Origin of the sequence: Parabacteroides sp. CT06 (assembly GCF_002257605.1) — a bacterium.
Taxonomy (GTDB): domain Bacteria; phylum Bacteroidota; class Bacteroidia; order Bacteroidales; family Tannerellaceae; genus Parabacteroides; species Parabacteroides distasonis.
In genome coordinates this window covers 3,429,945-3,456,098 of the sequence record NZ_CP022754.1, presented here as the reverse complement: position 1 = coordinate 3,456,098, position 26,154 = coordinate 3,429,945, and the positions used below count along the sequence as shown (strand labels likewise).

22 protein-coding genes are annotated in these 26,154 nt (G+C 44.4%); 12 read left to right on the top strand and 10 right to left on the bottom strand.

Going from position 1 to position 26,154, the window contains the following annotated elements; all coding sequences use genetic code 11:
- Positions 1–12 precede the first annotated feature (12 nt).
- The 6 genes from CI960_RS15140 to CI960_RS15110 all read left to right on the top strand — a co-directional run bounded on the left by CI960_RS15140 (position 13) and on the right by CI960_RS15110 (position 7,832).
- Entirely contained in the window at positions 13–2,280 is a 2,268-nt protein-coding gene (locus CI960_RS15140; protein WP_022185886.1) for a DEAD/DEAH box helicase family protein, read from the top strand.
- A gap of 2 nt (positions 2,281–2,282) precedes the next feature.
- Positions 2,283–2,516 carry a hypothetical protein gene (locus CI960_RS15135; RefSeq protein ID WP_022185887.1) on the top strand — a complete coding sequence of 78 codons (234 nt, stop codon included), beginning with the start codon at positions 2,283–2,285 and terminating at the stop codon, positions 2,514–2,516.
- The gene (locus CI960_RS15130; RefSeq protein WP_022185888.1) at positions 2,513–4,684 is read left to right on the top strand and encodes an AAA family ATPase; all 2,172 of its coding nucleotides are present in this window, start codon (positions 2,513–2,515) and stop codon (positions 4,682–4,684) included. Before CI960_RS15135 ends, CI960_RS15130 begins: the two co-directional genes overlap by 4 nt.
- Positions 4,684–5,265 carry a hypothetical protein gene (locus tag CI960_RS15125; RefSeq protein WP_022185889.1) on the top strand — a complete coding sequence of 194 codons (582 nt, stop codon included), beginning with the start codon at positions 4,684–4,686 and terminating at the stop codon, positions 5,263–5,265. The genes CI960_RS15130 and CI960_RS15125 overlap by 1 nt, the downstream gene beginning before the upstream one ends.
- A 510-nt stretch (positions 5,266–5,775) precedes the next feature.
- On the top strand, positions 5,776–6,561 hold the full coding sequence (locus CI960_RS15115) for an amidohydrolase (RefSeq protein WP_005854592.1): 786 nt from the start codon (positions 5,776–5,778) through the stop codon (positions 6,559–6,561).
- Between the two features lie 20 nt (positions 6,562–6,581).
- Positions 6,582–7,832: an MFS transporter gene (locus tag CI960_RS15110; protein ID WP_005854594.1), complete on the top strand. Its 1,251-nt coding sequence runs from the start codon at positions 6,582–6,584 to the stop codon at positions 7,830–7,832.
- A 2-nt stretch (positions 7,833–7,834) separates the two neighbouring features.
- On the opposite strand, the gene CI960_RS15105 is transcribed toward CI960_RS15110, so the two are convergent.
- The 5 genes from CI960_RS15105 to CI960_RS15085 form a co-directional block, all read right to left on the bottom strand.
- A complete protein-coding gene (locus CI960_RS15105) occupies positions 7,835–10,141 on the bottom strand; it encodes a sensor histidine kinase (RefSeq protein ID WP_094582411.1) in 2,307 nt (768 codons plus the stop codon).
- Positions 10,142–10,233: 92 nt separating this feature from the next.
- Positions 10,234–12,150 carry an ATP-binding protein gene (locus tag CI960_RS15100; protein WP_005854599.1) on the bottom strand — a complete coding sequence of 639 codons (1,917 nt, stop codon included), beginning with the start codon at positions 12,148–12,150 and terminating at the stop codon, positions 10,234–10,236.
- A 208-nt stretch (positions 12,151–12,358) separates the two neighbouring features.
- The gene (gene dnaK, locus CI960_RS15095; protein WP_005854601.1) at positions 12,359–14,275 is read right to left on the bottom strand and encodes a molecular chaperone DnaK; all 1,917 of its coding nucleotides are present in this window, start codon (positions 14,273–14,275) and stop codon (positions 12,359–12,361) included.
- Positions 14,276–14,476: 201 nt separating this feature from the next.
- Entirely contained in the window at positions 14,477–16,054 is a 1,578-nt protein-coding gene (locus tag CI960_RS15090) for an Rne/Rng family ribonuclease (protein WP_005854603.1), read from the bottom strand.
- A gap of 224 nt (positions 16,055–16,278) precedes the next feature.
- A complete protein-coding gene (locus CI960_RS15085) occupies positions 16,279–16,551 on the bottom strand; it encodes an HU family DNA-binding protein (protein WP_005854607.1) in 273 nt (90 codons plus the stop codon).
- A 189-nt stretch (positions 16,552–16,740) separates the two neighbouring features.
- Between CI960_RS15085 and mutY the strand changes: the two genes are divergently transcribed.
- The 5 genes from mutY to CI960_RS15060 are packed head-to-tail and all read left to right on the top strand — an operon-like array spanning position 16,741 to position 20,963.
- Positions 16,741–17,820 (top strand): A/G-specific adenine glycosylase, encoded by a 1,080-nt coding sequence (mutY, locus tag CI960_RS15080; RefSeq protein ID WP_005854609.1) that lies wholly within the window; start codon positions 16,741–16,743, stop codon positions 17,818–17,820.
- 48 nt (positions 17,821–17,868) lie between these two features.
- Positions 17,869–18,378 carry a single-stranded DNA-binding protein gene (gene ssb / locus CI960_RS15075; protein ID WP_005854611.1) on the top strand — a complete coding sequence of 170 codons (510 nt, stop codon included), beginning with the start codon at positions 17,869–17,871 and terminating at the stop codon, positions 18,376–18,378.
- A gap of 25 nt (positions 18,379–18,403) precedes the next feature.
- Positions 18,404–19,756: a gliding motility-associated protein GldE gene (gene gldE, locus CI960_RS15070; RefSeq protein WP_005854613.1), complete on the top strand. Its 1,353-nt coding sequence runs from the start codon at positions 18,404–18,406 to the stop codon at positions 19,754–19,756.
- A 6-nt stretch (positions 19,757–19,762) separates the two neighbouring features.
- Complete coding sequence (locus tag CI960_RS15065) at positions 19,763–20,344, top strand: hypothetical protein (RefSeq protein WP_005854615.1); 582 nt, start codon at positions 19,763–19,765, stop codon at positions 20,342–20,344.
- Position 20,345: 1 nt separating this feature from the next.
- A complete protein-coding gene (locus CI960_RS15060; RefSeq protein ID WP_005854617.1) occupies positions 20,346–20,963 on the top strand; it encodes a 4'-phosphopantetheinyl transferase superfamily protein in 618 nt (205 codons plus the stop codon).
- A gap of 109 nt (positions 20,964–21,072) precedes the next feature.
- Here CI960_RS15060 and CI960_RS15055 read toward each other — a convergent pair whose 3' ends face one another.
- From CI960_RS15055 to CI960_RS15040, 4 genes are read right to left on the bottom strand one after another with little or no spacing between them, the layout of a single operon-like run.
- A complete protein-coding gene (locus tag CI960_RS15055) occupies positions 21,073–21,816 on the bottom strand; it encodes a shikimate dehydrogenase (RefSeq protein ID WP_005854619.1) in 744 nt (247 codons plus the stop codon).
- A 14-nt stretch (positions 21,817–21,830) separates the two neighbouring features.
- Positions 21,831–22,574: a bifunctional demethylmenaquinone methyltransferase/2-methoxy-6-polyprenyl-1,4-benzoquinol methylase UbiE gene (gene ubiE, locus CI960_RS15050; protein ID WP_005854621.1), complete on the bottom strand. Its 744-nt coding sequence runs from the start codon at positions 22,572–22,574 to the stop codon at positions 21,831–21,833.
- Positions 22,575–22,584: 10 nt separating this feature from the next.
- Positions 22,585–23,535: a phosphoribosylaminoimidazolesuccinocarboxamide synthase gene (locus tag CI960_RS15045; RefSeq protein WP_005854624.1), complete on the bottom strand. Its 951-nt coding sequence runs from the start codon at positions 23,533–23,535 to the stop codon at positions 22,585–22,587.
- A gap of 11 nt (positions 23,536–23,546) precedes the next feature.
- Positions 23,547–24,539, bottom strand: coding sequence for a PhoH family protein (locus CI960_RS15040; protein ID WP_005854625.1), 993 nt, complete (start codon positions 24,537–24,539; stop codon positions 23,547–23,549).
- A gap of 226 nt (positions 24,540–24,765) precedes the next feature.
- Between CI960_RS15040 and CI960_RS15035 the strand changes: the two genes are divergently transcribed.
- Positions 24,766–25,425: a DUF5715 family protein gene (locus CI960_RS15035; protein WP_094582409.1), complete on the top strand. Its 660-nt coding sequence runs from the start codon at positions 24,766–24,768 to the stop codon at positions 25,423–25,425.
- Here CI960_RS15035 and CI960_RS15030 read toward each other — a convergent pair.
- The gene (locus tag CI960_RS15030) at positions 25,406–25,933 is read right to left on the bottom strand and encodes an O-acetyl-ADP-ribose deacetylase (RefSeq protein WP_005854629.1); all 528 of its coding nucleotides are present in this window, start codon (positions 25,931–25,933) and stop codon (positions 25,406–25,408) included. The genes CI960_RS15035 and CI960_RS15030 overlap by 20 nt on opposite strands.
- Positions 25,934–26,154: the final 221 nt, after the last annotated feature.

Below are 26,154 nucleotides of genomic sequence, written 5' to 3'. Positions count from 1 at the left end.
AAGGTATGTCCTATGCTGAAATCTGATGTGATATGGCCAAATAGCCGACGATTCAAGTCGCGGACAGAATGGGAGCCTTTGGGCTTCTTCTCCGAAGCTTTGTGTAATTCCACGCAATTTGATCTGAAGCTGGGCTTCTTTTCCTCATCGGCCATCAATGTACTGGCAGACGGTTTCGCTGCGTTTCTTTATAATGGAGGAAAGATGCGCATGATTATCAACGATATTTTATCTACCGAGGATAAGCGTGCGATAATTGTAGCAGACTCGTGCGACGATGTGGATTACTTCAACCTGCAAGATTTGGGTGGTATGAGCGACACGTTGTCTAAGCGCAACCAGCATTTCTTCGAATGCCTTGCTTGGCTGATTCGTCATAACCGCATTGAGATAAAAGTGGTTGTACCAAAAGCTGGAGAGGGCATAGCCCATTCCAAGTGCGGCGTGTTCTTCGATGGACTAAACCGTGTGGCATTCGATGGCTCATGCAACTTCTCGAAGACGGCACTTATTGCCAACATCGAGAGCATCACTGCTTTCTGCGATTGGGACGGGCAAAGCGATGTGTGTCGCATTAAAGATGTTGTGGACGATTTCGAACGCACTTTCTTTGGTAACGACGAGAGCGTGACTTATCTTGATACAGACCATATCCGCACACATATTACTGACACCTACAAAAACAAAGATATACAAGAACTGCTGGCAGACGAAGCACAACTCATCAATGACCGATTGGAGAATGACTTGCCTAAAACTGTGACCGCGTTCCTCGGTCGAGCCAAGAATAAGGTGAAAAGCATTATCGAGCGAATCCATCAAAATGAGATACAAAGGGGAAAGGAAGCTGCACCTCGGTTTCCCTACTCGCAAGGACCTCGCGAATACCAGCACCTTGCGTTTGAGAACTGGAAAGCAAACAAGCAAAAGGGGCTGTTTGCAATGGCAACAGGTACAGGCAAAACCATCACGTCGCTCAACTGTTTACTTGAAATATATAAGCGGTGCGGCTATTACAAAGCTATAATCCTTGTGCCTACGATTACGCTTGTTGGCCAATGGGAAGAGGAGTGCAAGAAATTCAATTTCAGGAACGTCATACGGGTTTGTTCCAAGAACTCCAAATGGGCGGAGCAGATAGAAACGATTACATTAAGCGAACGATTGAAAGGGAGTGACAACAATCTATCATACATAATCATTTCCACATACGCCTCGTTTATCAAAGACAAGGTCTTCAAGTCGTTGTCTGTGTTCCCGAAGACAAAGTTGCTGCTGATTGCCGACGAAGCCCACAATATGGGCTCACGCCGGATGTTGAACATCTTGGATGGCATCCCTTATTTGCGGCGCATAGGTTTGTCGGCTACTCCCGAACGCCAGTTTGAAGAAGAAGCGAACCAGACGCTTTATCATTTCTTTGGCGCAGAAAATGGCTTTACTTACGAGTATTCGATGCAGGAGGCCATAGACAAGGGTGTTTTGTGCCGATATTATTATTATCCGCATGTCGTGCGTCTGACGATGTCGGAAATGGAAGAATACATGAGAATATCGGTACAATTGGCTAAATTCTTCAACAACAACCATTTTGCGGATAGCAATGAGATTCTGACCGCACTGCTACTGAAACGCAAGCGGATTATTCATAAGGCAGAGAACAAATTGGAGGTGTTCCGGAATATACTTGAACAGCGTTTCCAAGAAAAAGGTAACTTGAAATATACGCTGGTCTATGTCCCGGAGGGATTGAAACCAGATACGGCAGATGCAGACGTTTACGATGATACAGACCAGTTACAAGACGATGACTATTCCGAAAAGCTCATCAATGAATATACCGCTGTAGTGAGTGGCATTGACAGCAAAGTCACAGTACGTAAGTTTACATCTGGCATTAAAGAACGTGAAGAATTGCTGAAGGGATTTGCCGACGGTAATATAGAGGTTCTGACCTCGATGAAATGTTTGGATGAAGGCGTTGATGTTCCGCGGAGTGAACTTGCCATTTTCTGCGCAAGCACAGGTAATCCCCGACAGTTTATACAGCGTCGAGGAAGAATTTTGCGAAAACATCCCGACAAGCACATGGCTGTGATACATGATTTGGTGGTGGCACCAGAAGTTAATATCGGTGAAGGCTCATATGCTATGGAACGTAGTCTAATGGCAACGGAATTACGTCGAGTCAGGAATTTCTCGTTGCTTTCGGAAAACAGCGACGACACTATCAACGAATTGGAGGATATAATGAATTACTATAACTTATCATTGTTTTAACGATGGCACATTACAACAATAACAGCAACAGAATCTTGCAGGCTGTTTTGACCGACGAGAAACTGATAGAGTTTGGCGAGTACAATCCCGCTGACTATCAAAGCTTGGACGAGGCTCTTGTGTCTGATAACCTTGTGGTGAATACTGTGGCAAGGATTATCAACGAGGTAAATGAGGAGAGCAGCCCACGGGAAATATATAATATGGTAACAACCTATCTAAAGAATAATATATGATAATCAAGAGCGTAACAATAAATAATTTCCGCAGTTACTACAAGGAGAATACCTTTGAGTTTTCAAAGGGACTGACTCTGATTATTGGTGGCAATGGTGATGGTAAGACCACATTCTTTGAGGCGTTGGAGTGGTTGCTTGACACAGCTCATGAGACGAAAGACCCTTCGCTCATATCAGAAATGCGCAAGTCGGAATTGGACGAAGATGAAGCCGACACCATGTCTGTTTCAATGTTTTTTGAGCATAATGGAGAAAAAGAGGTGTCGAAGAGTCTGACCTTCGAAAAGAGAAACGGAGTATGTCAAGTGACGAATTTTGCTTTCAAAGGTTACGAGACTAATGGCGCCGAGCGTATGCAACGAAAGGGCAGCTCGCTAATTGACGTGTGCTTTGATGCGTTCATTCGTAAGTATTGCCTGTTCAAAGGTGAGAGCCAATTGAATGTTTTTAATGAGAAAGAGGCGTTAAGAACGCTTGTAGATAAATTCTCCGACATCCGCAAGTTTGAAGATTATGTCGCTGTTGCTACTGAACTTGAAGCAAAATCCGATCGAGCATACGCAAAGGAGTGCCAGTCGGATAAGAAGATTTCGCAGAAGGTTTCGGAACTCCAATGTAAGAAAGAGCATCTTGGACAACAGATAGACGAGATAAAACGCGACATCAGGAAACAGGAAGATGTGGTGAGCACCTATTCTGTGAAACTTGAAGATTTGGAGAAGCACCAGGTTACCAGCGAAAGTTTTCAGGACATCAAGAAGCGCATAGACACGCAACGCGAGAAGCTGGCTAAGCTCCGCTCCATGACGATGGTGCGCTACAATACGAACCTACTCGATGAGTTCTGGACATTGATGCCATACCAGAATGTGTTTGAGGAATTTCAGAAAAAGGTATCGGCGTTGAGCAAAGAGAAGCGACGTCTCAGCGACCTTGACATACAGGAAAAAGCGGCGGCAAAGGCTAAGAAGGAAGTCGTTGATGAACTGACATCAAGTCTGCAAAGCGACTTCACACGTTTGCCTTGGTATCTGCCTGATGGGGAAACGATGCAAGAGATGCTTGACGAAGAAGTATGCAAGGTATGCGGCCGACCAGCAAAGAAGGGCACGCCGGAGTATCGTTTCATGGAGAACAAGCTGAGGGAATACTTGGAACATAAGTCGCAGGAACTTGCGGCCAAGCAAGAAGAATTACCAGACACTCCGCTTTTTGGTACTCAATATATCGAGGAGCTTCATTCGCTTTCTATCAGTTTTGGAGGCATGACGGCGAGAGATATTTCTAAGAAATATCGCGAGGTTGTGGATAAACTGGAACTTGTGGCAAGAATCAAACGAGACATTGCAGAGAAAGAGGCTGAGTTGCTAGAACTGGAAGACGAGAAATCCCGTTTGCTCATCCAAGCCGACGGACTTACGGAAGCGATGCTTGATAAGAATTTCCGCGACATCAAGGGTTTCTATGAGCAGCGAGACCGAGCAAAAGACCGCATTAGCGATTACCGCGAGCGGTTGGCCAAGGTCCAGATGGAATACGACAAGGTGAAGGAAGAGTTTGAGCAACTGAATCCGACAACCGGCATGGCGAAAGTGTATAACCGTGTGCATACGTTGCTCGACAAAGTGATGCGGGCTTTCGTTAATGCAAAGAGCGAAAACCTGCGCCGCTTCCTCGCAAGCCTTGAGGAGCGCACCAACAATTATTTCGAGAAACTGAACAAGAATGACTTCCGTGGCCTAATCCGCATTGTACAGACAGCGAGCGATTCGGCAGAGATAAAGCTATTTAGTTCTAACGGCACGCCAATCAAAAATCCGGGCGGTGCGCAGGAGACAACCATGTATATGTCACTACTCTTTGCTATCTCCGATCTCACTACGCTGAAGCGCGAAGAGGATTATCCGCTCATATTCGATGCGCCAACTTCATCATTTGAGAACTTCAAAGAGAACGTCTTCTACAACATCATCGACAAAATCCAGAAACAGTGCATTATCGTGACGAAAGACTTGCTTGAAGTGGACAAACTGACGGGCAAGAAGACTCTGAACGAAGCGCAAATAGAAGCTTTGACCTGTTCTGTATATCGCATTGAGAAACAGACGGGCTATAACGAGACTGACCTTTCAACAATACGAACCATCATAACTCCAATAAAATAATGGCAGCAACAAAGATATTCAACCTTTGGGCGAAGCGTAGCCCTGAGTGGGAAACGAAATACGAAGACACCTTGCTGAAGGCGTTCTGCGACTACGGTAAGGGTTCGACAAGCTATCAAGAAACCCGTGCAAAACTGTTCGGCGCAGGATATGAATTGTATATTCTGGCGTTCTTCATTGGTCTGTATCATGGTCAGACTAAAGACCTTGTGGCAGATAAAGCCAAGCGGAAAGACTTTGGCTGGGCGATTGAGAATTGGGGAACGGCAGAGGCTCGTGGCGGTCGCAAGCAGTATGGTCAGATTCGCGAATACATGTTCATGGCTCTTGTGGCTCGTACTGAAATAGACTGGATTGCCCTTGACAAAGGCGATATTACGCCCCGCAAAGTGGTTGACTTGCTCATTGACAAAATGGAGAAGTACGCAAACTTCGGCTTCGATTTCATGCAGGACAAGCTCGAAGACAATCCCGATTACTTCTACAAAGAAACAGCATTCCTACAAGTTTTCCTCAACTTTATGCAATCATCAACCTCTGAAAATGCAGCAGAAGAAGAGGAAGCAGAATCTTTGGATTAATATATGGAAGTTATATAATGAATTTTAATGTATGAAAAAACGGACAAAACTTACAATCGGATGGTTCTATGAGCTTCTGGAATGGGGCGTTTGTCCGAATAGGGTGTGGCAGGATTGGGTATTGCTATTGGATTAAAAAAGGTATCGATATACCTTCAGATTTTCAATAAAAGAGGACCAGTAAATAATGCTGGTCCTCAATAAAAAAACGATTGATTTGTTGCATTCGAAAATATGCAGTATCTTTGTGATAGAGATATTTGAGATTATGCAGAGAAACGCAATGTGCAGCAAGACTTTTGTTACTAATGTATTACCTATTATCTTTGATTTTAGTCCTTACTTTTTGATTTTCAAAAAGATAAAATCAATCACTTAGATTTGTTAAAGAAAACAAAAGTTTTCCCTAAGAGAAACAAAAGTTTTGCTATGAAGAAACTACTGTTTCTTCACCATGAAACTGTTTCCTTGTCACAATATGTCTTTTTATTACCTTAATATCTTTATTCTATGACTGAAGACTTACGTATCAGCATGATACAATCCCATATCATTTGGGAAGACCGTGAAGAGAACTTGGGTTATTACGGCGAACTGTTGCGCCGTGTTAGTGGAAGAACCGATTTAGCCGTATTGCCGGAGACGTTTACCACGGGATTTTCCATGGACGTGGAGAAACAAGCCGATACGATGGAGAGCCAGACCGTACCGACTATAAAGGAATGGGCTAAGAAATATAAACTGGCCGTGGCCGGGAGTTTTATCGCGAAAGATAACGGAAAGTTCTACAACCGGGCTTTTTTCATCACTCCGGAAGGAGAGGAGTATTATTACGATAAGCGTCATTTGTTCCGTATGGCGGAAGAGGACAAGCATTTCTCGGCGGGCGACAAACGGCTGATCGTGCCCTATAAAGGCTGGAATATCTGTTTGCAGGTTTGTTATGACCTGCGTTTCCCGGTTTGGAGCCGCAACGTAAATAACGAATATGATCTTTTGATTTATGTGGCCAATTGGCCCGAGGCCCGGAAGAAGGCGTGGAAGGCATTGCTGCATGCCCGTGCCATTGAGAACATGGCTTATGTCTGTGGCGTGAACCGTGTGGGGGTAGATGGGAAAGGTTTTCTTTTCAGAGGGGATTCCATGATTTATAACGCAAAAGGAAAGAAATTGGCTGATGCCGGAAAACGGGAGGAAATCACCCGGACATGTACCTTGAAGAAGAGCGAGCTGGATGAGTTCCGGGCTAAGTTCCCGGCGTGGAAGGATGCGGATGGATTTAGTATTGACTTCTAATCATCTGATTCCTGCTGATTATGGAAAAACGTAGTCCTTGGGCTTGGATCCCGTCTCTTTATTTCGCCGAAGGCTTGCCCTACGTGGTAGTCATGACGCTTTCTGTGATCATGTATAAACGTTTGGGCGTCTCGAATACGGATATCGCCTTGTTTACCAGTTGGCTTTATTTTCCTTGGGTGATCAAGCCCATCTGGAGCCCGTTCGTAGACTTGATAAAAACGAAGCGTTGGTGGATTTATGGCATGCAGTTATTGATTGGTGGTGGAATGGCAGGTGTGGCGTTCGTCCTTCCCGGGGATTTCTTTCTGCGGTTTACCTTGGCTTTCTTTTGGTTGATGGCGTTTAGTTCCGCTACGCACGATATCGCCGCAGATGGGTTCTATATGCTGGGCTTGACGGAGGAGCAACAGGCGTTCTTCATCGGTATCCGAAATACGTTCTACAGGGTGGCGATGCTAACCGGACAAGGTCTGCTGGTTATGCTGGCGGGACTTTTGGAGGAGAGTACCGGGCGGATTTCCTTTGCTTGGAGCCTGGTGTTTTTCGTATTGGCCGGTACCTTTATCGCCTTGGCCTTGTGGCATAAGTATATCTTACCCCGTCCGGCGAGTGACGCGCAACGTACGAATATCACCCCTCATACCATCTTGGTGGAGTTTGGCAATACTTTCGTGAGTTTTTTCAACAAGAAAGGGATTGTCCCGGCTTTGCTTTTTATGCTGACGTATCGTTTGGGGGAATCCCAATTGGTAAAGTTGGCTTCTCCTTTCCTGCTGGATGGGCGGGAAGTTGGCGGGCTGGCGCTCAGTACCGGTGAGGTCGGGTTCGCTTATGGTACGGTGGGAGTGATCTCCTTATTGCTCGGAGGGGTTTTAGGAGGCCTGGCTATATCCCGGAGTGGCTTGAAGACTTGGTTATGGCCTATGGCATTGGCTATCTCCTTGCCGAATCTGGTCTATTTGTATATGGCCTATACGATGCCGGAGAGTATTGTTGTCGTAAACGCTTGTGTCGCTGTCGAGCAATTCGGCTACGGGTTTGGCTTTACGGCTTATACGATGTATCTGATGCTTTTCGCCGAGGGGGAATATAAGACTTCGCATTATGCGATCAGTACCGGTTTCATGGCGTTAGGTATGATGCTACCGGGAATGGCATCGGGATGGATACAGGAGCAGATCGGTTACCAACATTTCTTTATCTGGGTAATGATCTGTTGCATACCTTTATTTATTGTATTGCCGTTCTTGCGTTTCAAGAAAAAATAATCTTATACCGATAATCCGGGAGTGTAGGGAAGGGTCACGATGAATGTGCTACCTTCCCCTTCTTTGGATTCTAGGGTGATATATCCTCCGAAGTGCTCGATGATAATTTGGCAGATCGCCAGTCCGAGGCCTGTCCCTTGCGCAAACTCGTCCAGTTTGTTGAACCGTTCGAATACTTGGGCTTGCTTATCTGCGGGAATGCCTTTGCCCGTATCGGTCACGGAGATCTGGATCCAACGTTTATCTTGCGTATAATCGTATTTAATCAAGATGTATCCTTGCGTCGTGAATTTTGCGGCGTTGTTTATAAGGTTGGTAATCACTTGGGTTAATCGATGTAGGTCCGCTTGGATAATGGCCGGGAGGACCGGCAGTTGTATTTTAAGCGCTACGCCTTGGGGCATCAACAATTGATGGGTGCGGTAGATATGGGATAGTAATTCGTTTAAGTCACAATTCGTGAGGGTAAACGACATCTTACCGGACTCGATGCGGGATAGATCGAGAATGTCATTGATCAATTTCAATAAGAGGTCGCTGTTCTTACTGATAACTTGCATGAACTCATCCCTCTCGTTCGGGCTTATTTCCATATCGCTTGTTAGCAGTTCCGAAAATCCAACGATGGCGTTAAGCGGGGTACGTATCTCATGGCTCATATTGGCGAGGAACGCTGATTTCATTTGGTCCGCTTCCTCGGCCCTTATACGGGCTTTGATAAGATATTCCTCTACTTCCTTACTTTGTTGGATATTTAAGCAGAGCCCGTTTACTCCGACATTATTGCGGGTGGAGTCTTGTCCATTCTTCGCTTGCGCATATCTGAATTCCCACCATATATGCCCTTTGCCGTTGAAATTATATCGGCGGCGGGTGATCTTACGGGAAGGGAATCCTGTATCAAGCAGGTGCTTATGTTGGATGAAATCTTCCCGGTCTTCAGGGTGGATAGACTCTTGGAATTGCGTGGAGGTGATCGGCTTTATCGGCATATCCAACGACTTATAGAAATCATGGTCGAACTCGAATACGCCGTTGCTGTATCGGAATGCGAAAATATCACCGCTCTCTAAAGCCAACGAGAGGAATTCTTTCTCTTTCCGTAAACTTTCTTGAGCCTGTTTCTTGTGAGAGGCTTCGCGACGGTATTGTACTCTTTGATAGAAAAGCGTCCATAGGATAAATAGGGTTAGAAGAATCCCGCATAGAATAATATATGTTTGATAACGAACCACAAAGGGCATATTCAAGAAGATGCTGTTTTGAGGCAGTTCTTTCCAATCGATACCCCATTTATTTAAAGTCGGGTAATCGAACAGATAGTTTTTGGCGCTTTCCGTTATTTGTGGGAAGCTATTGGCCGGTGTGCCCTTGAGTATGCTGGCAGCTCGTCGTAAGGCTTCTTGGGTTTGGCTCTCTACCGGGGTCATATATCCTCCGATGAAGTCTCCGTCATATCCTACGGATTCGTTGATCGCCGAGAAGCTGGGAAATGAGCAGAACCTACCTAAGGCTATCGAGGTATAATCTCTTTTGGTAGCAAGGTAGGCCTTGTTGTAAGTACTTGTACCTAACCCCCAGATCAAGTTGGAACTGGTGCGGGGTTGAATGGTTTGTATATAAAGGGAATCGAACGGTACTTTTGGGAACCGCACTAAAGAAGAGGATCTCTTTTTATCGGATGGGGATGAATACTGGGGATATTTAAGGTAATCGGGTCTAGCCTTGGAGCATAGCCCTTTTATTTGCTCATCCATATCTTTCAGGATCTTTTTGTCAAGAGCTGTACTATCAGAGACACGTACAATTACGCATTTTCCCATGATTCGCTCGATAAGTTCGACGTTTTTCCGATAGTCCGGCTTATCCCAAAATCCGGATACGTTAGGATACTTTTGAATTAAGGGTATGTTTGGGTAGTTGACTCCGGTAAAAACGATAGGTACGCTATCTAATAAAGGATGTTCGCAAGCCAATAAGGAATAGGTCGCTTGATCATCGTTTACGATTATGATATCAGGCTTCCATAAAGATAACGTATTGAGTTCCGTATATATTCTTTGTTTCTCTTCTAGCGATTGATAAGCTTCGCAATTAAGATAGAACGTGAAGATACTAGCAGGAATGCCTTCCTTCTGGAATCCTTTTTTAAAAGCCTCTTCTATATCTTTATAGGCTTGAAAGTCCGGCTCATAAGATTGGACTATCAAGATACGCTTTTCCGTGGTTGAGCGTTCGCAAGAATTTGCGACCAATAGAAATAATGGAAGCAACAATAAAAAAAGATAACGATAAGAAGTGTTCGCCATGTGTATAGCTTCAATATAATAGGTACAAATGTATAAAAAGTAATTGGATATCAAAGAGACAAATGTCTATTTTCTTGGCTTCTGAGGTTGGTTTATAATTCGAAAACCAAGGAGATGCGGCACCCCTTATTCTTTTCGGACTTGAGCAAGATACGCCCGTTTAATTGTTTTACGATAGCTTGGCAGATCGATAATCCAAGACCTGTCCCTTGCACGAAATCATCCAGCTTCTTGAAACGCTCGAATATCGCTTCTTGGTCCTCGGGAGAGATCCCGATGCCTGTATCCTGCACATAAAGTCGGACGTCTTGTGCATTGGTGGAATACTCGTAACCGATCTCTATAAAGCCTGCGGAAGTAAATTTTATAGCATTTTTCAGTATGTTCTCGAGCGCTTGGTAAAGTCGCTCCTTATCCGAATATAAGCAGATCGGCGTATCGGGGCATTTCTTCTTGAATTCGATACCTTCGGGGACATCGGAAAGATGTTGTTTATAAAGGGTTTTCACTAAATCCGTTAAATTGCAGGATTCTTTATGAAAGACGATACCTCCGGATTCAATCCTTGCCAAATCCAATATGTCATTGACTAACTTTAGTAATAACTCGTTATTGGTCGTGATGATATTAGCGTATTGCTCCTTCTCTTCCGCTGTCAGATCCAGTTCGGCGATTAGGCTTGAAAAGCCGATGATCGCATTTAGAGGGGTACGTATCTCATGACTCATGTTAGCCAAGAATACGGATTTCATCCGGTCGGACTCATTGGCTTTCTCCAAGGCTTCCGCTAATGATTCCTTTTCATGTAATAGGGCTTTTTGCGCTTGTCGTTTTGCCTTGGATTCTTGGGTATACATGATGATGAAGCTACTGAAGACAAAGCAGCACATCGTGCTGACTACGATTATCAAGCTCCAGAATAATCTTGGATATTGGTCCTTAAAAGGAAAGTTCAAAAGTATAGCATCCTTCGGAAGAAGCCTTTTATCGATATTCCAATATTTGACTTCATTGAAATCAAATACATAATTCTTCTTGCTCTTTGTTATCTGTGGGAATGATTCGCTAGGGGAGCCTTTTAATATTTCCGCGGCTCTATCGGTAGATTCTTCTATTTGGGTTTCCAAGGAGGTGATATAGCCACCTACAAGTTTATTCGAATATCCTAGATCCTCGTTGATCGCCGTAAAAGAGGGTTTACTGGAAAAACGGCTGGTGTTCAATACCCGGTAATCCCGTTTGGCCTGTAGATAGTAGATGTAAGGGACGTGTTTACTCATGTACCAAGAAACAGCTGATAGCTTGTCTCCTTGTACGGGCACGACGTTGACGGTCGTACTATCCGGTCGTTTTAAGCTTTGATTGACCCTGTCCAAAGTAGCGATCTCTACCGGTATATACATGATGCGATTATTATCGACCCGAATGTCTGCTTGAGCACATTGCTCATGTAACGTAGCCTTAATGTGCCTATCTATATACGTACTATCGTGCAACATATAAATCGTAGACTTGCCCAACAGATGTTCTATCAAGCGGATGTTCGTGACGTAGTCGGGCTCGTCCCAGAATCCGGAAACATTCGAATATTGCGCTAATAGTGCCTTATTGGGGAAATTTACGCCGCCAAATACAATGGGGACTGTAGAGATTAGCGGATGATGGCATTGCATTAACGTGTAAGTCGCTTGATCCTCGTAGACCAATATCAGATCGGGTTTCCAAGTAGAGATCGAATCTAGATACAGGTACATCCGTTTTTCTTCGGCGGGTGCCGCATATTGCTCGCAGTTCAAATAGAATGTTTGGATCGACGGATTAATCCCCTTTTTCTCGAGGGATTCCCGGATCAACCGATCGCAGTCTTTATAAGCTACATAATCGCTTTCATAGGAATGCACTACTAATATACGATATTTATTTCCCGACTGTTGACAAGAGGACTGTAGAATGGCTAGCAGAAAAAGTAGAACAAATATGTAATATTTCTGTATAGATATCGCTAGCATAAGTCGAAAATTAGTACGTTGCCCTTAATCGTAATTTAAAATGAGTGTTTTTATGCGAGTGCAAACTTATTAATAATTATTGGATATCAATGGCTTTTTTTATTGAATATATAGGGCTAAAATAAAAAACGGCTATCAGATCCCGAAGGACCCGATAGCCGTTTTTCTATCTTATGTGGAGTAAAGGAGCGATTAAAACCGCTTCTTTTTATTTTACTTCCTCAAAGTCAACGTCCGTAACGTTACCGTCTTTGCTGTTGTTGCTGCTACCTGCGTTACCGCCAGCTTGTTGACCACCGAAGTTAGGATCTGCTTGCGGGCCGCCTTGAGCGTTGTACATTTCTTGGCTAGCTGCTTGGAATACGCTGTTCAATTCTGCCATAGCAGCATCGATACCTGCGATATCCTGAGCCTTATGAGCTTCTTTCAATTTGTTCAAGGCACCTTCGATCGGAGCTTTCTTGTCTGCCGGAAGCTTGTCGCCAAGATCTTTCAATTGTTTCTCGGTCTGGAAGATCATGCTATCCGCTTGATTCAATTTATCGATACGCTCTTTCTCTTTCTTATCGGCCTCTGCGTTTGCGGCAGCCTCTTCTTTCATACGCTTAACCTCATCATCGCTCAAACCGCTGGAAGCCTCGATACGGATACTTTGTACTTTACCGGTTCCTTTATCCTTGGCGGATACGTTCAAGATACCATTGGCGTCGATATCGAATGTAACCTCGATCTGAGGGACACCACGTTGTGCGGCAGGTATTCCATCTAGGTGGAAACGGCCGATAGACTTGTTGTCTTTAGCCAAAGAACGCTCACCTTGCAAGATGTGGATCTCAACAGAAGGCTGATTGTCTACGGCAGTCGTAAATGTCTCGGACTTCTTGGTCGGGATGGTCGTGTTAGACTCGATCAATTTAGTCATTACACCACCCATTGTCTCAATACCTAAAGACAGCGGAGTAACATCCAACAGCAATACGTCTTTAACCTCACCTGTCAATACACCACCTTGGATCGCTGCGCCTACGGCTACTACTTCATCCGGGTTAACGCCCTTAGACGGAGCTTTACCGAAGAATTTCTCAACGATAGCCTGTACAGCCGGGATACGAGTAGAACCACCTACCAAGATCACTTCGTCGATATCAGAAGTTGATAAACCTGCGTCTTTCAAGGATTGACGGCACGGTTCGATACATGCTTGGATCAGACCGTCAGCCAATTGTTCGAATTTAGCACGAGTCAAAGTCTTAACCAAGTGCTTTGGAATACCGTTTACCGGCATGATATACGGCAAGTTGATCTCCGTGCTAGTCGTACTTGACAACTCGATCTTCGCTTTCTCGGCAGCTTCTTTTAAACGTTGTAAAGCCATCGGGTCTTTACGTAAGTCTACGCCTTCCTCTCGTTCGAATTCTTCAGCCAACCAGTCGATGATTACGTGGTCGAAGTCATCACCACCTAGGTGAGTATCACCGTTTGTTGATTTTACCTCGAATACGCCGTCACCTAACTCAAGGATGGAGATATCGAATGTACCACCACCTAAGTCGAATACGGCGATCTTCATGTCTTTGTTCGTCTTATCCAAACCATAAGCTAAAGAAGCGGCAGTCGGTTCGTTTACGATACGGCGTACGGTTAAACCTGCGATCTCACCAGCCTCTTTCGTAGCCTGACGTTGAGCGTCACTAAAGTAAGCAGGTACTGTGATAACGGCTTCCGTTACTTCCTGTCCCAAATAATCCTCAGCTGTCTTTTTCATTTTCTGCAGGATCATCGCTGAGATTTCCTGCGGAGTATACAAACGTCCTTCGATATCTACACGAGGAGTGTTGTTATCACCACGCACTACTTTATAAGGAACGCGATTGATTTCCTTTTGTACTTGGTCATAAGTTTCACCCATGAAACGTTTGATAGAGAATATAGTCTTTTCAGGATTGGTGATAGCCTGACGTTTTGCGGGATCACCTACCTTACGCTCGCCGCCTTCTACGAAAGCTACGATTGAAGGTGTTGTTCTTTTACCTTCGCTGTTCGCGATAACAACCGGTTCGTTACCTTCCAATACGGCAACACAAGAGTTGGTTGTTCCTAAGTCGATTCCAATAATCTTTCCCATGATTGTAAATATTTTAATTGTTATTATTCATCGTCCGTCATCCTCCTTGTTTAAAGGATTCACATAGTATTCAACAAATGCCGTGCCAAAGAAGTTTGGGTTTGAAAATAAATAATACGTGTCATGAATCGTGACATTTTGGCGGTTTGGCAGAATACAGAAAGCCCCGGAACCGTTTTAATAGGCCCGGGGCTTCTCTTGTTATTTGTTGATTATTTCCTTTTCTTCTTTCATGTCAAGCTCATTCTTGTCGGCATCAAAGAATTTGTATTCAAGAAAGGCGAGACTTTGATTGGGAATAACTTTTAAACCATGTGTGTACTTCATTTTCCACTTCATGCTCAAGGGGAACAACCCCTTGTTCACATACGCTGCGACATACGGATGTACATGCAGGGTGAATTTCTTCACGTGATGTTTGTTTACTAAGCAATCTATTTTTTCTTCCAGGCTGTCGGTAAACAGGATGGAAGGCTTAACCGTTCCTGTTCCGAAACAGGATGGGCAGTCTTCTGACGTATCCACGTCCATTGCCGGACGTACCCGCTGACGGGTAATCTGCATCAAGCCAAACTTACTAAGAGGAAGGATATTGTGTTTAGCCCGGTCATTTGCCATTGCCTTTGTCATGTGTTCAAATAGCTTTTGCCGGTTGGCAGCCTCTGCCATATCGATAAAGTCTATGACGATGATACCTCCCATGTCTCGTAAGCGGAGCTGACGGGCGATCTCATCGGCGGCGGCTATATTTACGTCGATAGCTGTCTTCTCTTGGGCATCGCTGCCTTTGGAACGGTTCCCGCTGTTCACGTCGATAACGTGCATAGCTTCCGTGTGCTCGATAATCAAGTAAGCTCCACTCTTGTAAGTGACAGTTCGTCCGAATAGCGACTTGATTTGCTTGGTGACCGCAAAGTTGTCGAAGATAGGAAGCTCTCCCGTATATAACTGTACGATTTCTTCCCGTCCCGGTGCGATCAAGCTTACATAGTCGCGGACATTATTATAGACCTCCTTGTCATTTACATAAATATTTTGGAAAGAGGGGTTGAATATATCCCGAAGCAAAGCTACGGTACGTGCCGTTTCCTCATAAATAATAGCCGGAGCTTTGAGTTTAGGCACCTTCACGATATTATCTTCCCATCGTTTCATCAATGTCTTCAATTCATGATCAAGCTCTGCGACACGCTTGCCCTCCGAGGATGTCCGTACGATAACACTGAAATTCTTCGGTTTGATACTTTGGATTAACTGGCGCAAACGGGCTCGTTCCTCGCTTGATTTAATTTTGGTGGAGACAGATACTTTATCGGCGAACGGTATCAGCACGATATATCTTCCGGCAAAAGAAAGCTCGGAAGTCAATCGGGGACCTTTCGTCGAGATAGGCTCTTTAGCAATTTGAACCAACACCTCTTGTCCTACTTTCAGCACGTCGCTAATACTCCCGTTCTTTTCGATCTCCGGTAGAATCTGAGTTTTCGACAGTACCGGCGCCTTTTTGGGATCGCTCAGCAATTGCTTTAAATATTTCTGTTGGGTGTTGAAGTTAGGACCTAAGTCCAAATAGTGAAGAAACGCATCCTTTTTGTAACCGACATCAATGAACGCAGCGTTTAAGCCCGGCATCAGTTTCTTAACCTTACCTAGATAGATATCACCAACAGCGAACGAGACGTTGCGGGCCTCCTTTTGGAGCTCCACAAGGCTCTTGTCCTCCAAGACGGCGATAGATACCTCTTTGGGCTGTACATCAACTACTAATTCACTAATCACTTAAGATGTGTTTTTAAGATCAGACCTTATAAAATACGCAAAGAACAAACTTAAAAGGTCACTTATTAAGTTTGTTCTTTAGAGTTCGTTAGATAGACTTATTTCTTCTTATGTCTATTCTTCTTCAGTCTCTTTTTGCGCTTGTGCGTAGACATTTTATGTCTTTTTCTTTTCTTTCCGCTAGGCATCGCTTTAAAATTTTAAATTAAACGTATAATAATTAATTACTTAACTTCACCAATAAAAGTCTTAGCCGGCTTGAATGACGGAATGTTGTGTTCCGGGATGATGATCGTAGTATTTTTTGAAATATTACGAGCTGTCTTTTGAGCTCTCTTCTTAATAACGAAACTTCCGAAACCTCTCAAGTAAACGTTTTCGCCTTGGGCTAAAGAACTTTTTACGATATCCATGAAGGACTCAACGCTTGCTAGCACTGTCTGTTTGTCGATACCAGTGCTTTTTGAAATCTCGCTAACAATATCTGCTTTAGTCATGTCTATAAATTAATTAATTGATTTTGACCTATTAATTTTTTGGAATGCAAATATATAGCTTTTTATTTAAGTGGAAAAAGAATTGAGCTTCAATTTTTAAATAAAAAGATTCTTCTCGATTCGTAATATATATGTATGTTTGCGGTAATCAAATAGTTATGATGTTGAAAAGTGAGAAAGGGAGCAGTTATGTTACAGTATGAAAGTGAGTTAGAAATCAGCCGGATATTGGTTGAGTGGTATGAAACCTATAAAAGAGAGCTTCCTTGGAGGGAAACGAGAGACCCTTATATCATCTGGATATCGGAGATTATATTGCAACAAACCCGGGTTGTACAGGGATTGGAGTATTTTTTGCGTTTTACCGAACGTTTCCCGGATGTGGCATCTCTAGCGGTGGCGGAAGAGGATGAGGTGCTGAAATATTGGCAGGGCTTGGGGTATTATAGCCGGGCTCGTAACTTACATGCGGCGGCTAAATCTATCATGGAGCGGTTTAACGGGGTTTTCCCGGAGAATTATAAAGAGGTATTATCCTTGAAAGGTATCGGGGAGTATACGGCGGCGGCGATCGTCTCCTTTGCTTGGAACCAACCGTGTCCGGTCGTGGATGGAAATGTGTACCGGGTACTTTCCCGTTTGTTTGCCGTAGATACGCCGATCGACACCACGAAGGGTAAAAAGCAATTTGCGGAACTGGCCGGAATGATCTTGGACCCTAAGAACGCAGGGACGCATAATCAGGCGATCATGGAATTGGGTGCTTTGCAATGTGTTCCTCAAAACCCGGACTGCGGGGTGTGCCCGCTAAAAGATAAATGCGTGGCGTTCGCTTCCGGCAATGTGCAAGCTTATCCGGTGAAACAAAATAAGACGAAGACAAGGGATCGTTATTTCCACTATCTATACATTATATATAAAGAACAAACTTGGATGAACAGACGGACGGGGAAGGATATCTGGACCGGTTTGTATGAATTTCCATTGATCGAGACGGATCATGCGATGGATTTTTCCGGTTTGTGTGAGACGCAAGCCTTCCGTAACCTATTGGGAGATGCTGGAAAATTGAGTATCACCCAAGGGTTATCGAATGTAAAGCATACGCTCTCCCATCAAATTTTATACGCTTCTTTCTATCAAATAGAGATAGAGCAGGTTCCGGAATCCTTGGGGAATTACCTCTCTCTGCCTTGTCGGGATATTGAGAAGTATGCCGTTCCCCGGCTGATACATATTTATTTAGAGAAATTAAACGGAAACTTGTGAGAATGATTGAATTTGTGTTTCTTTGTATGGTTATTAAGAATTTGAATTATGTCATTGAATAAGGTTATATTGATCGGCAACGTAGGCAAAGATCCTGACGTTCGCTATTTTGACAGTGGTGCCGCTGTCGCTAATTTCCCGCTGGCAACCTCGGAACGTGGGTATACGTTGGCAAATGGAACGGTGGTTCCGGAACGTACGGAGTGGCATAATATCGTAGTTCGTCGGGATTTGGTTCCTTTCGTGGAAAAATGGGTACGTAAAGGTTCCGGTGTATATGTGGAAGGCAAGATTCGTACTCGTAATTATGATGACCAAAGCGGCGTGAAACGATATGTTACGGAGATCCATGCGGATCGTATCGAGTTTTACAGCACGGGTTCCCGTCCGGCCGATGGTGGAAATACGACTGCACAAGGCGGTAGTATGCAGCCCAATGTGGGACAAGGACAACCGGCTCAACCGACCACGGCGCCAAATACCGCTTATCAACAGCCAGCCGCCTCGCAGCCTAGCGCATTCTCAGAATCCAGTGACGCGGATGATCTCCCGTTCTGATATTGTTTAACTAATACTGTTTCCCTTGGACTCGGACTATTATTTATGGGGCTTATTTGAAAACGTAACGGTGCAGGCGCTGACAGCGGGTCCTGTGATCGCATTAAGCCTCGCTTTTTTACTGCTGTTTGTTTCCGGCTTCGTGTCGGCCTCTGAAGTGGCATTCTTTTCTCTAACCCCGGGTGACCTAAATGAGATCGGGGAAGAGAATCGCCCGGCAGATCCTGTTATCAAACGTCTCCTTGAACGTTCGGAGTATCTATTGGCATCTATATTGATCGCTAATAATTTTGTAAATGTGGCGGTCGTTATGCTGTGTACCTATGCGATTAACGCTTGGATTAATTTCTCGGCCGCTCCTCTTCTAGGCTTTGTGCTTGAGACGATTCTCTTGACTTTCTTGCTTTTACTTTTTGGGGAGATCATGCCTAAGATTTACGCACAGAAGAATTCTTTGCGTTTTGTTCGTTTTTCAGCCTCCGTATTAAGTGGTTTGGAACGCTTCTGCCGCCCATTCTCGAAAATCTTGGTTAATTCCACATCGGTCATCAATAAAGCGTTAGCGAAAAAGAAATATGATATCTCTGTAGATGAGCTTTCTAAAGCGTTAGAGCTAACCTCTACCGAGATCCCGGAGGAGAAGGAGATGCTGGCGGAGATTATCAAGTTTTATAATAAGACCGCTGATGAGATCATGACTCCTCGTCTGGATATGGAAGATATCGAGATCAAGATCAGTTTCCGTGAGGTGGTTGATTTTATTATCAAATCCGGCTATTCGCGTATTCCGGTATATTCCGAGACTGAGGATAATATAAAAGGTATCTTATATATCAAGGACTTATTGCCCTATATTGACAAGCCCGATACATTCCGTTGGCAGAGCTTGATCCGACCGGCCTATTTCGTGCCGGAAACCAAGAAGATCGATGATTTGCTGGAAGAGTTCCGTACCAATAAAATTCATATGGCGATCGTGGTCGATGAGTTTGGCGGTACCTCCGGTATCGTGACGATGGAAGATATCCTAGAGGAAATTGTTGGAGAGATCTCCGATGAGTATGATGAGGATGAGCAACAATTCATCCGTTTAGCAGACGGTAGCTTGATCTTTGAGGCAAAGATATTATTGACGGATTTCTTCCGGGTTATCGATGCCGATCCCTCAGATTTTGGTAAATTGACGGAAGAAGTGGAAACTTTGGCCGGTCTTTTGTTGGAGATAAAAGGGGATTTTCCACGCCGTAGGGAGATTATAGATTTTAAGGAATATCGTTTCCAAGTGCTGGAAGTGGATAACAGGAGGATATTAAAGGTTAAATTTAACCGTATCCTTGAAGATACAGGGAATGATGAGAATGGGAAAGATACGAAGTAAATGTTTATGAAATGGATAGCTGCTGTCATAGGAGGTTCTCTGTTTTTAGGGATATGCTGTATTTCGTGTGTGGAATATACGCCGAAGCCACGGGGCTATGTTCGTATTGAACCTTCGAAGGCACAGTATAAACCGCTTGATCTCAGTTACCTGCCTTTTAATTTTGATGTCTCTCAGACTGCGGTCATAGAGGTTCCGGATCAAAAGAAGGGTGTTACGGGCTTGAATATCTCGTATCCGGAGTTAGAGGCTAAGCTTTATTGCAGCTATTTGCCAATTACTCCCGCGTCCTTGGTGACGGTGGAAACGGAAAGCCGCTCTTTCGTCGCCCGCCTGATAAAGTCGGAGAATCGGATATCGGAGAAAGCGTATTCCAACCCTGCCGCAAACGTTTATGGCTCGTTGTTTCTTCTGGATGGAGAATCGGCTTCTCCCATACAATTCCTGTTGACAGATAGTGTATCGAATTTCTTCCGGGGGGCCTTGTATTTTGACTGTAAACCCAATGCGGATTCATTAGCTCCCGCTATCCAATATATCCGGGAAGATATCATAGAACTTATACAAACTTTTAGTTGGAAAGAATAATATGGCCTTGCTATATAAACAACTCTCGCCGCTGCATGGAGTCTGGAAAATGGAAGAAAGCTCTGATGAGCTTTTGGGGATGCTTGAGCATAAAGCGGACTATTCTTCTTTTTTGGAGCGGGTATCGGCAGAGAAGCGGAGGCAGGAACGTTTCGCCAGCCGGGTGCTTTTAAAAGAGCTTTTAGGAGAGGAGGCAAGGGTTGACTATCATTCTACGGGTGCCCCGTTCCTCGCGTGCGTACCTTTATATATAAGTATATCTCATACGAAAGATTATGTGGCGGTAATCTTGGATAAGCGTCCGACAGGGATCGATATCGAGTATCGTTCGGACCGGATCTTGAAAATACGAAGTCGCTTTATGAATCCGGAGGAAGAGGCGGGTATCGATCTGGAGCATGAGGTCGAGCATCTATTAATCCATTGGTGCGCCAAAGAAACCTTGTTCAAGATAATCGGGCAGGAAGGAGTGGACTTTCAAAAGCATCTTCACGTGAATCCTTTTCCTTATTTATCGAGTGGGACGTTTAAGGGACGAGAAACCCGGACCGAGGCATGCCGGGAATATGAGTTGGCATATCAAGTTACACCGGACTATGTATTGACTTGGTTGAAGTAAGTTAACTTCATACGCTTGTGAAGTTAACTTCATTGACTAACGAAGCTAACTTCATTGGCTCACGAAGCTAGCTTCATCAAATCATGTGGTTGGAAAGATATCGTTCGATCTATTTCTGCCAGATTTCCCAAGCGGCGAAAGCCTGTAATAGAAGCATTTCCAGACCATTTTTCACGACGGCGCCTTTTTCTTTTCCTTTCTTCATGAATAGGGTCTCATCCGGATTGTAAAGTAAATCATACAATAGATGATTCGGCGTAAGTAAATCGTACGGGATATCCGGACATGAGTCTATATTCGGGAACATGCCTAAGGGAGTCGTGTTTACGATCACCGTATATTGCTCCATGGTCTTCGGAGTAATCTCATCGTACGTGATACAAAATTCTTTCGGTTTGCGAGAAACCAGCGTGGCACCAACGCCTAGCTGTTTCAGTCCGTGGAAGACTGCCTTTGACGCCCCTCCCGTACCAAGGATCAACGCTTTCCGGTGCGTTTCTTTCAATAAAGGATCAATCGATTGCTTGAATCCGATAATATCCGAGTTATATCCTTTCAGTTTAAGTTTGCCGAAAAGACCTTTTGTGAACTTGATGACATTTACCGCTCCGATCTGACGGGCATCGTCATCCAAATCGTCTAAATATGGGATTACTTGTTCCTTATAAGGAATGGTCACGTTTAAACCGTTAAGTTCAGGGTTTTCTTTGATTACGTTCTTAATCTCCTTGATAGATGGAATCTCGAAATTCAAGTACTCAGCGTCGATCTTCTCCGCCTCAAACTTCTGGTTGAAATACGTTTTAGAAAACGAATGTCCGAGGGGATATCCCAGTAAGCCATATTTCTGCATAACCTTTTTATTGTTTATTCTTTAGATCCTGTATATAATGAACAGATCCCGAAGGTAAAGGTCCGTACACGGGCCTGCTTGAAGCCTTGACGGGTGAGTAAATCCGTCATGACCTTTCCCTGAGGAACTACCTTGATGGAAGCCGGCAAATAATTATATGCGGCTTTTTCTTTAGAGAGTAGACGTCCGATAAAGGGGATGACGGTCTTTGAATAGATCTGGTAGAGTTGTCTCATGGGAAAATGTTCCGGTGTGGAAAGTTCCAAGATCATGATATGCCCACCGGGTTTCAGCACCCGGTACATCTCTGAGATACCTTGCTCTATGTTCTCAAAATTACGAACCCCGAAAGCGGCGGTTACGGCATCGAACGAGTTTTCCTCGTAGGTCAAGGCCGTACAGTCCTGTTGCTCGAAGGATATATGCTCCGAATAACCGGCGGCAGCTACTTTTTTCCGTCCCACTTCCATCATGCCTAACGAGATGTCGGCACCGATGATATGGTCGGGGCGCAGCTTTTTGTACATGGAGATAGCCAAGTCTCCGGTACCGGTAGCGATATCCAGTATCGTTTTAGGAGAGAAAGGACGCAGGAAAGCGATCCCTTTCCTGCGCCATATCTTGTCGATACCAAATGAGAGAGTATGGTTGAGTTGGTCATACGTTTCGGCTATCGAGTCGAACATGCGTTTGACTTGCGTGCCCTTTTGTTCCTCTTTGTTATAAGGAAGTATTGTCTCTGAACCATACTGTGTCATGTGCGGTATCTTATTTATTCTGTAAATATTCGGTAACGTTTTTCTCGATGCGGTTCAGCAAGTTGTCAGTCTCGCCTTTTACGAAAGTCTCCCCTGTGATATGCTCGAACAATTCGATATATCGGTTGCTGATTCCTTCTACGATCTCCGGTGTCATCTCAGGAACTTTCTGTCCGGACTTACCTTGGAAGCCATTTTCCATCAACCATTCGCGAACGAACTCCTTGGAAAGTTGCTTCTGCGGTTCACCCTTGGCGAAACGATCCTCGTATCCTTCTGAGTAGAAATAACGGGAGGAATCCGGAGTATGGATCTCGTCGATCAAATAGATCTTGCCGTCACGATGGCCGAACTCATATTTCGTGTCAACCAAGATCAAGCCACGTTCCTTAGCGATCTCGGTACCGCGTTTAAACAAGGCCATCGTATATTTCTCAAGAACCTCGTAGTCCTCTTTAGAGACCAAACCTTTAGCGAGAATCTCCTCTTTAGAGATATCTTGATCATGCTCTCCGATCTCAGCCTTTGTGGTCGGGGTGATGATGGGTTCGGGGAAACGTTGGTTCTCACGCATACCCTCCGGTAGTTTCACGCCGCAGATCTCACGTACGCCGCTCTTATAAGCACGCCATGCGCTTCCGCACAGATAACCGCGTACGATCATCTCAACCGGGAAACCTTGGCATTGAACGCCAACCGTTACCATCGGGTCTGGAGTAGCCAGTTTCCAGTTCGGGCAAATATCAGTCGTAGCGTCAAGGAACTTGGCGGCGATCTGGTTTAACATTTGTCCCTTGTAAGGAATACCTTCCGGCAAGATAACATCGAAAGCGGAAATACGGTCTGTAGCGACCATTACCAATACCTCGTCATTGATGTTGTACACGTCGCGTACTTTCCCATGGTATACGCTCTTTTGTCGCGGGAAATTGAAGTCTGTCTTAACTAATGCCTTCTTCATGACTCTTACTTTTAGTTGTTGTCTATATTCGTTTTCTTCTCTTTTGCCTCTTTGATCTCTTTCTTCCGTTTATCATCGAACTTATCATAAGCCTCTACGATTCGTTGGACAAGTTTATGCCGGACAATATCTTTCTTGGTGAACTCGATCTTACCGATCCCGTTTACGCCCTTCAATATTTGCATGGCCTGTATCAATCCGGACGTGGTAGAAGGCGGAAGGTCTATCTGTGTGACATCTCCGGTGACGATCATCTTGGCGTTCATACCCAAGCGGGTCAAGAACATCTTGATTTGATGCGTCGTCGTGTTTTGCGCCTCGTCCAATATAATGACGGCGTCGTTCAAGGTACGACCGCGCATAAACGCTAGCGGGGCGATCTGTATCACGTTATTCTCCATATATTCCTTCAGCTTAGCCGCCGGAATCATATCCTGCAAGGCATCGTAAAGCGGTTGCAGATAGGGATCTAGCTTATCCTTCATCTCGCCCGGCAAGAAACCCAGTTTTTCTCCGGCTTCTACGGCGGGGCGGCTTAAGATGATCTTCCGTACTTCCTTATTCTTTAATGCTTTTACGGCTAGGGCGATAGCGACGAATGTTTTGCCCGAACCGGCGGGTCCCGTGGCGAAAACCAGATCGTTGTTCTCGAAAGCCTTTACCAATAACTGTTGATTCTCGGTACGTGCGGTAATCGGCTTGCCATTCATGCCGTGGATGATCAGGTTCTCCTGCTTCACGACCGTGGGGCCTTTCCCTTTTATAATATCCAGAATCACGTCTTCGGAGAGCGAGTTAAACTCCTCACAGTATTTTTCCACCTCACGGATTTTCTTGAGAAAAAGCTCGGACTCATCCTCATCTCCAATCACTTTCATCACATTTCCACGGGCAACGATACGCAATTTCGGAAACAATGTCTTGATCAATTGCATATTAGAGTTATTCACACCGTAGAAAATTACCGGGTCTACGCTTTCAAGAATATAAATTCTTTCAATCATCCGCTATTCCTTTTATTAAATTACGCTTCAAAAAGATGTGCTATTTTTTATTATTCGAATCAAGTTACAAAATTAGTAATATTCTTTATCCATTGATGCAAAGGGAGAAGTTTTATTTCACGGGAACACATCTTTCAGCCGTCCGTCTATCATTTAGAGAAAAACTAATTGGAGTTAAGGGGTAATTTCGGATTTTTCCGTATGTTTGTTAGGTAAAACGAAGGTAATGAAGATGAAGACAGTGTTTAATGTGATGTTGTTGCTGGTCGTGATCGTGTCGGCGACGGCTTTTTCTTCTTGTAAGGAGAAAAGAGGTGAATTGAAGAAGATTTGGTACAATGGAAGCTATAATCGCGATTTTAATGATTTGAATGACGTTCATTTGTCCGTTGCGAAGAAGATCGGCATAGAGCCTGTCTCTTCGAGGGAAGGAGCGGAGCACGCCTCCCGGGATATGGTGGAGATCAAGACGAATGACTATTACGAGATAGAGGAGTTGACGCACTCTATTCCGTATTTGGTGCCGGAAGCCGCTAATCTGCTGGAGGATATCGGGAAAAACTTCCAAGACTCATTGAAAAACTTGAATGCTTCCATCTATAAAATAAAGGTAACCAGTGTAACCCGTACGGTTGCCGATGTCAAGAAATTGAGAAAAAGGAATACGAACTCTTCTCTCAACTCTGCCCACCAATACGGAACTACGTTCGATGTATCATGGGTACGCTATACTAAGATAGATGAGAAAGATACCTTAAATATTGATAAGGACCGCTTGAAAATGGTGCTTGCCTCCGTGCTTCGTGATTTGCGCAGGGCGGATCGTTGCTATATCAAGCACGAACGCAAGCAAGGGTGTTTCCACATTACGGCTCGTGAGTTGTGATTTGTTCCAGCGCTTTTGTATAAACCGATTTGTCGTATCCGGAAAAACAGCACATCGTGACTTGCTGGATTTCCGGATTCTCTTTTAGGAAGGTATCGATCGTGCGGATCGCTATCCGTGCCGCCTCCTCGATAGGATAGCCATATACGCCGGTGCTTATTGATGGGAAAGCGATTGTTCTCAGTCTGTTCTCTTTCGCCAATCGCAAGGAGTTTCGATAACAATTTTCCAGTAGCTCCGGCTCTCCGTGTTGTCCGTTCCGGTAGATAGGACCGACGGTGTGTATGACATGACGGGCTTTCAATCGATAACCTTTCGTTATCTTCGCCTCTCCGGTCGGGCATCCTTGTAAAGTCCGGCATTCGTCAAGGAGTTCCGGACCGGCGGCCCAATGGATGGCACCGTCTACGCCGCCACCTCCCAATAAGCTATTGTTCGCGGCATTTACGATGGCGTCTACATCCAATGTCGTAATATCTGCTTGTATAGCAATTATTCGTTCGTTCATATCTTTAGTTATTTGTATGTTGGTCCTGTTCATATATATTCTAAATGTGCGCAATATAGCGAAAAAGTTGCTTTGTTTCAAACTTAAGATAGTTGTTTTGAAAGCATGTACGTGTTTTCTAGGAGGGTTAGTGGGGGATTTTGGCTGTATTTTGCAGAGTCAAATTTTTATTGGAATATTTTATAATTTTATTTGGTTTATAAAATAAACTTGTCTATATT

Excerpts from the sequence above, each read along its gene's own strand:
- CI960_RS15065 (WP_005854615.1), top strand. The coding sequence starts at position 19,763 with ATGAAATGGATAGCTGCTGTCATAGGAGGTTCTCTGTTTTTAGGGATA.
- CI960_RS15045 (WP_005854624.1), bottom strand. The coding sequence starts at position 23,535 with ATGAAGAAGGCATTAGTTAAGACAGACTTCAATTTCCCGCGACAAAAG.
- CI960_RS15100 (WP_005854599.1), bottom strand. The coding sequence starts at position 12,150 with ATGCTAGCGATATCTATACAGAAATATTACATATTTGTTCTACTTTTT.
- CI960_RS15125 (WP_022185889.1), top strand. The coding sequence starts at position 4,684 with ATGGCAGCAACAAAGATATTCAACCTTTGGGCGAAGCGTAGCCCTGAG.
- CI960_RS15115 (WP_005854592.1), top strand. The coding sequence starts at position 5,776 with ATGACTGAAGACTTACGTATCAGCATGATACAATCCCATATCATTTGG.
- CI960_RS15140 (WP_022185886.1), top strand. The coding sequence starts at position 13 with ATGCTGAAATCTGATGTGATATGGCCAAATAGCCGACGATTCAAGTCG.
- CI960_RS15040 (WP_005854625.1), bottom strand. The coding sequence starts at position 24,539 with ATGATTGAAAGAATTTATATTCTTGAAAGCGTAGACCCGGTAATTTTC.
- CI960_RS15105 (WP_094582411.1), bottom strand. The coding sequence starts at position 10,141 with ATGGCGAACACTTCTTATCGTTATCTTTTTTTATTGTTGCTTCCATTA.
- mutY (WP_005854609.1), top strand. The coding sequence starts at position 16,741 with ATGTTACAGTATGAAAGTGAGTTAGAAATCAGCCGGATATTGGTTGAG.
- ubiE (WP_005854621.1), bottom strand. The coding sequence starts at position 22,574 with ATGACACAGTATGGTTCAGAGACAATACTTCCTTATAACAAAGAGGAA.
- CI960_RS15135 (WP_022185887.1), top strand. The coding sequence starts at position 2,283 with ATGGCACATTACAACAATAACAGCAACAGAATCTTGCAGGCTGTTTTG.
- CI960_RS15110 (WP_005854594.1), top strand. The coding sequence starts at position 6,582 with ATGGAAAAACGTAGTCCTTGGGCTTGGATCCCGTCTCTTTATTTCGCC.
- CI960_RS15035 (WP_094582409.1), top strand. The coding sequence starts at position 24,766 with ATGAAGATGAAGACAGTGTTTAATGTGATGTTGTTGCTGGTCGTGATC.
- CI960_RS15085 (WP_005854607.1), bottom strand. The coding sequence starts at position 16,551 with ATGACTAAAGCAGATATTGTTAGCGAGATTTCAAAAAGCACTGGTATC.
- dnaK (WP_005854601.1), bottom strand. The coding sequence starts at position 14,275 with ATGGGAAAGATTATTGGAATCGACTTAGGAACAACCAACTCTTGTGTT.
- ssb (WP_005854611.1), top strand. The coding sequence starts at position 17,869 with ATGTCATTGAATAAGGTTATATTGATCGGCAACGTAGGCAAAGATCCT.
- CI960_RS15030 (WP_005854629.1), bottom strand. The coding sequence starts at position 25,933 with ATGAACGAACGAATAATTGCTATACAAGCAGATATTACGACATTGGAT.
- CI960_RS15060 (WP_005854617.1), top strand. The coding sequence starts at position 20,346 with ATGGCCTTGCTATATAAACAACTCTCGCCGCTGCATGGAGTCTGGAAA.
- CI960_RS15130 (WP_022185888.1), top strand. The coding sequence starts at position 2,513 with ATGATAATCAAGAGCGTAACAATAAATAATTTCCGCAGTTACTACAAG.
- CI960_RS15055 (WP_005854619.1), bottom strand. The coding sequence starts at position 21,816 with ATGCAGAAATATGGCTTACTGGGATATCCCCTCGGACATTCGTTTTCT.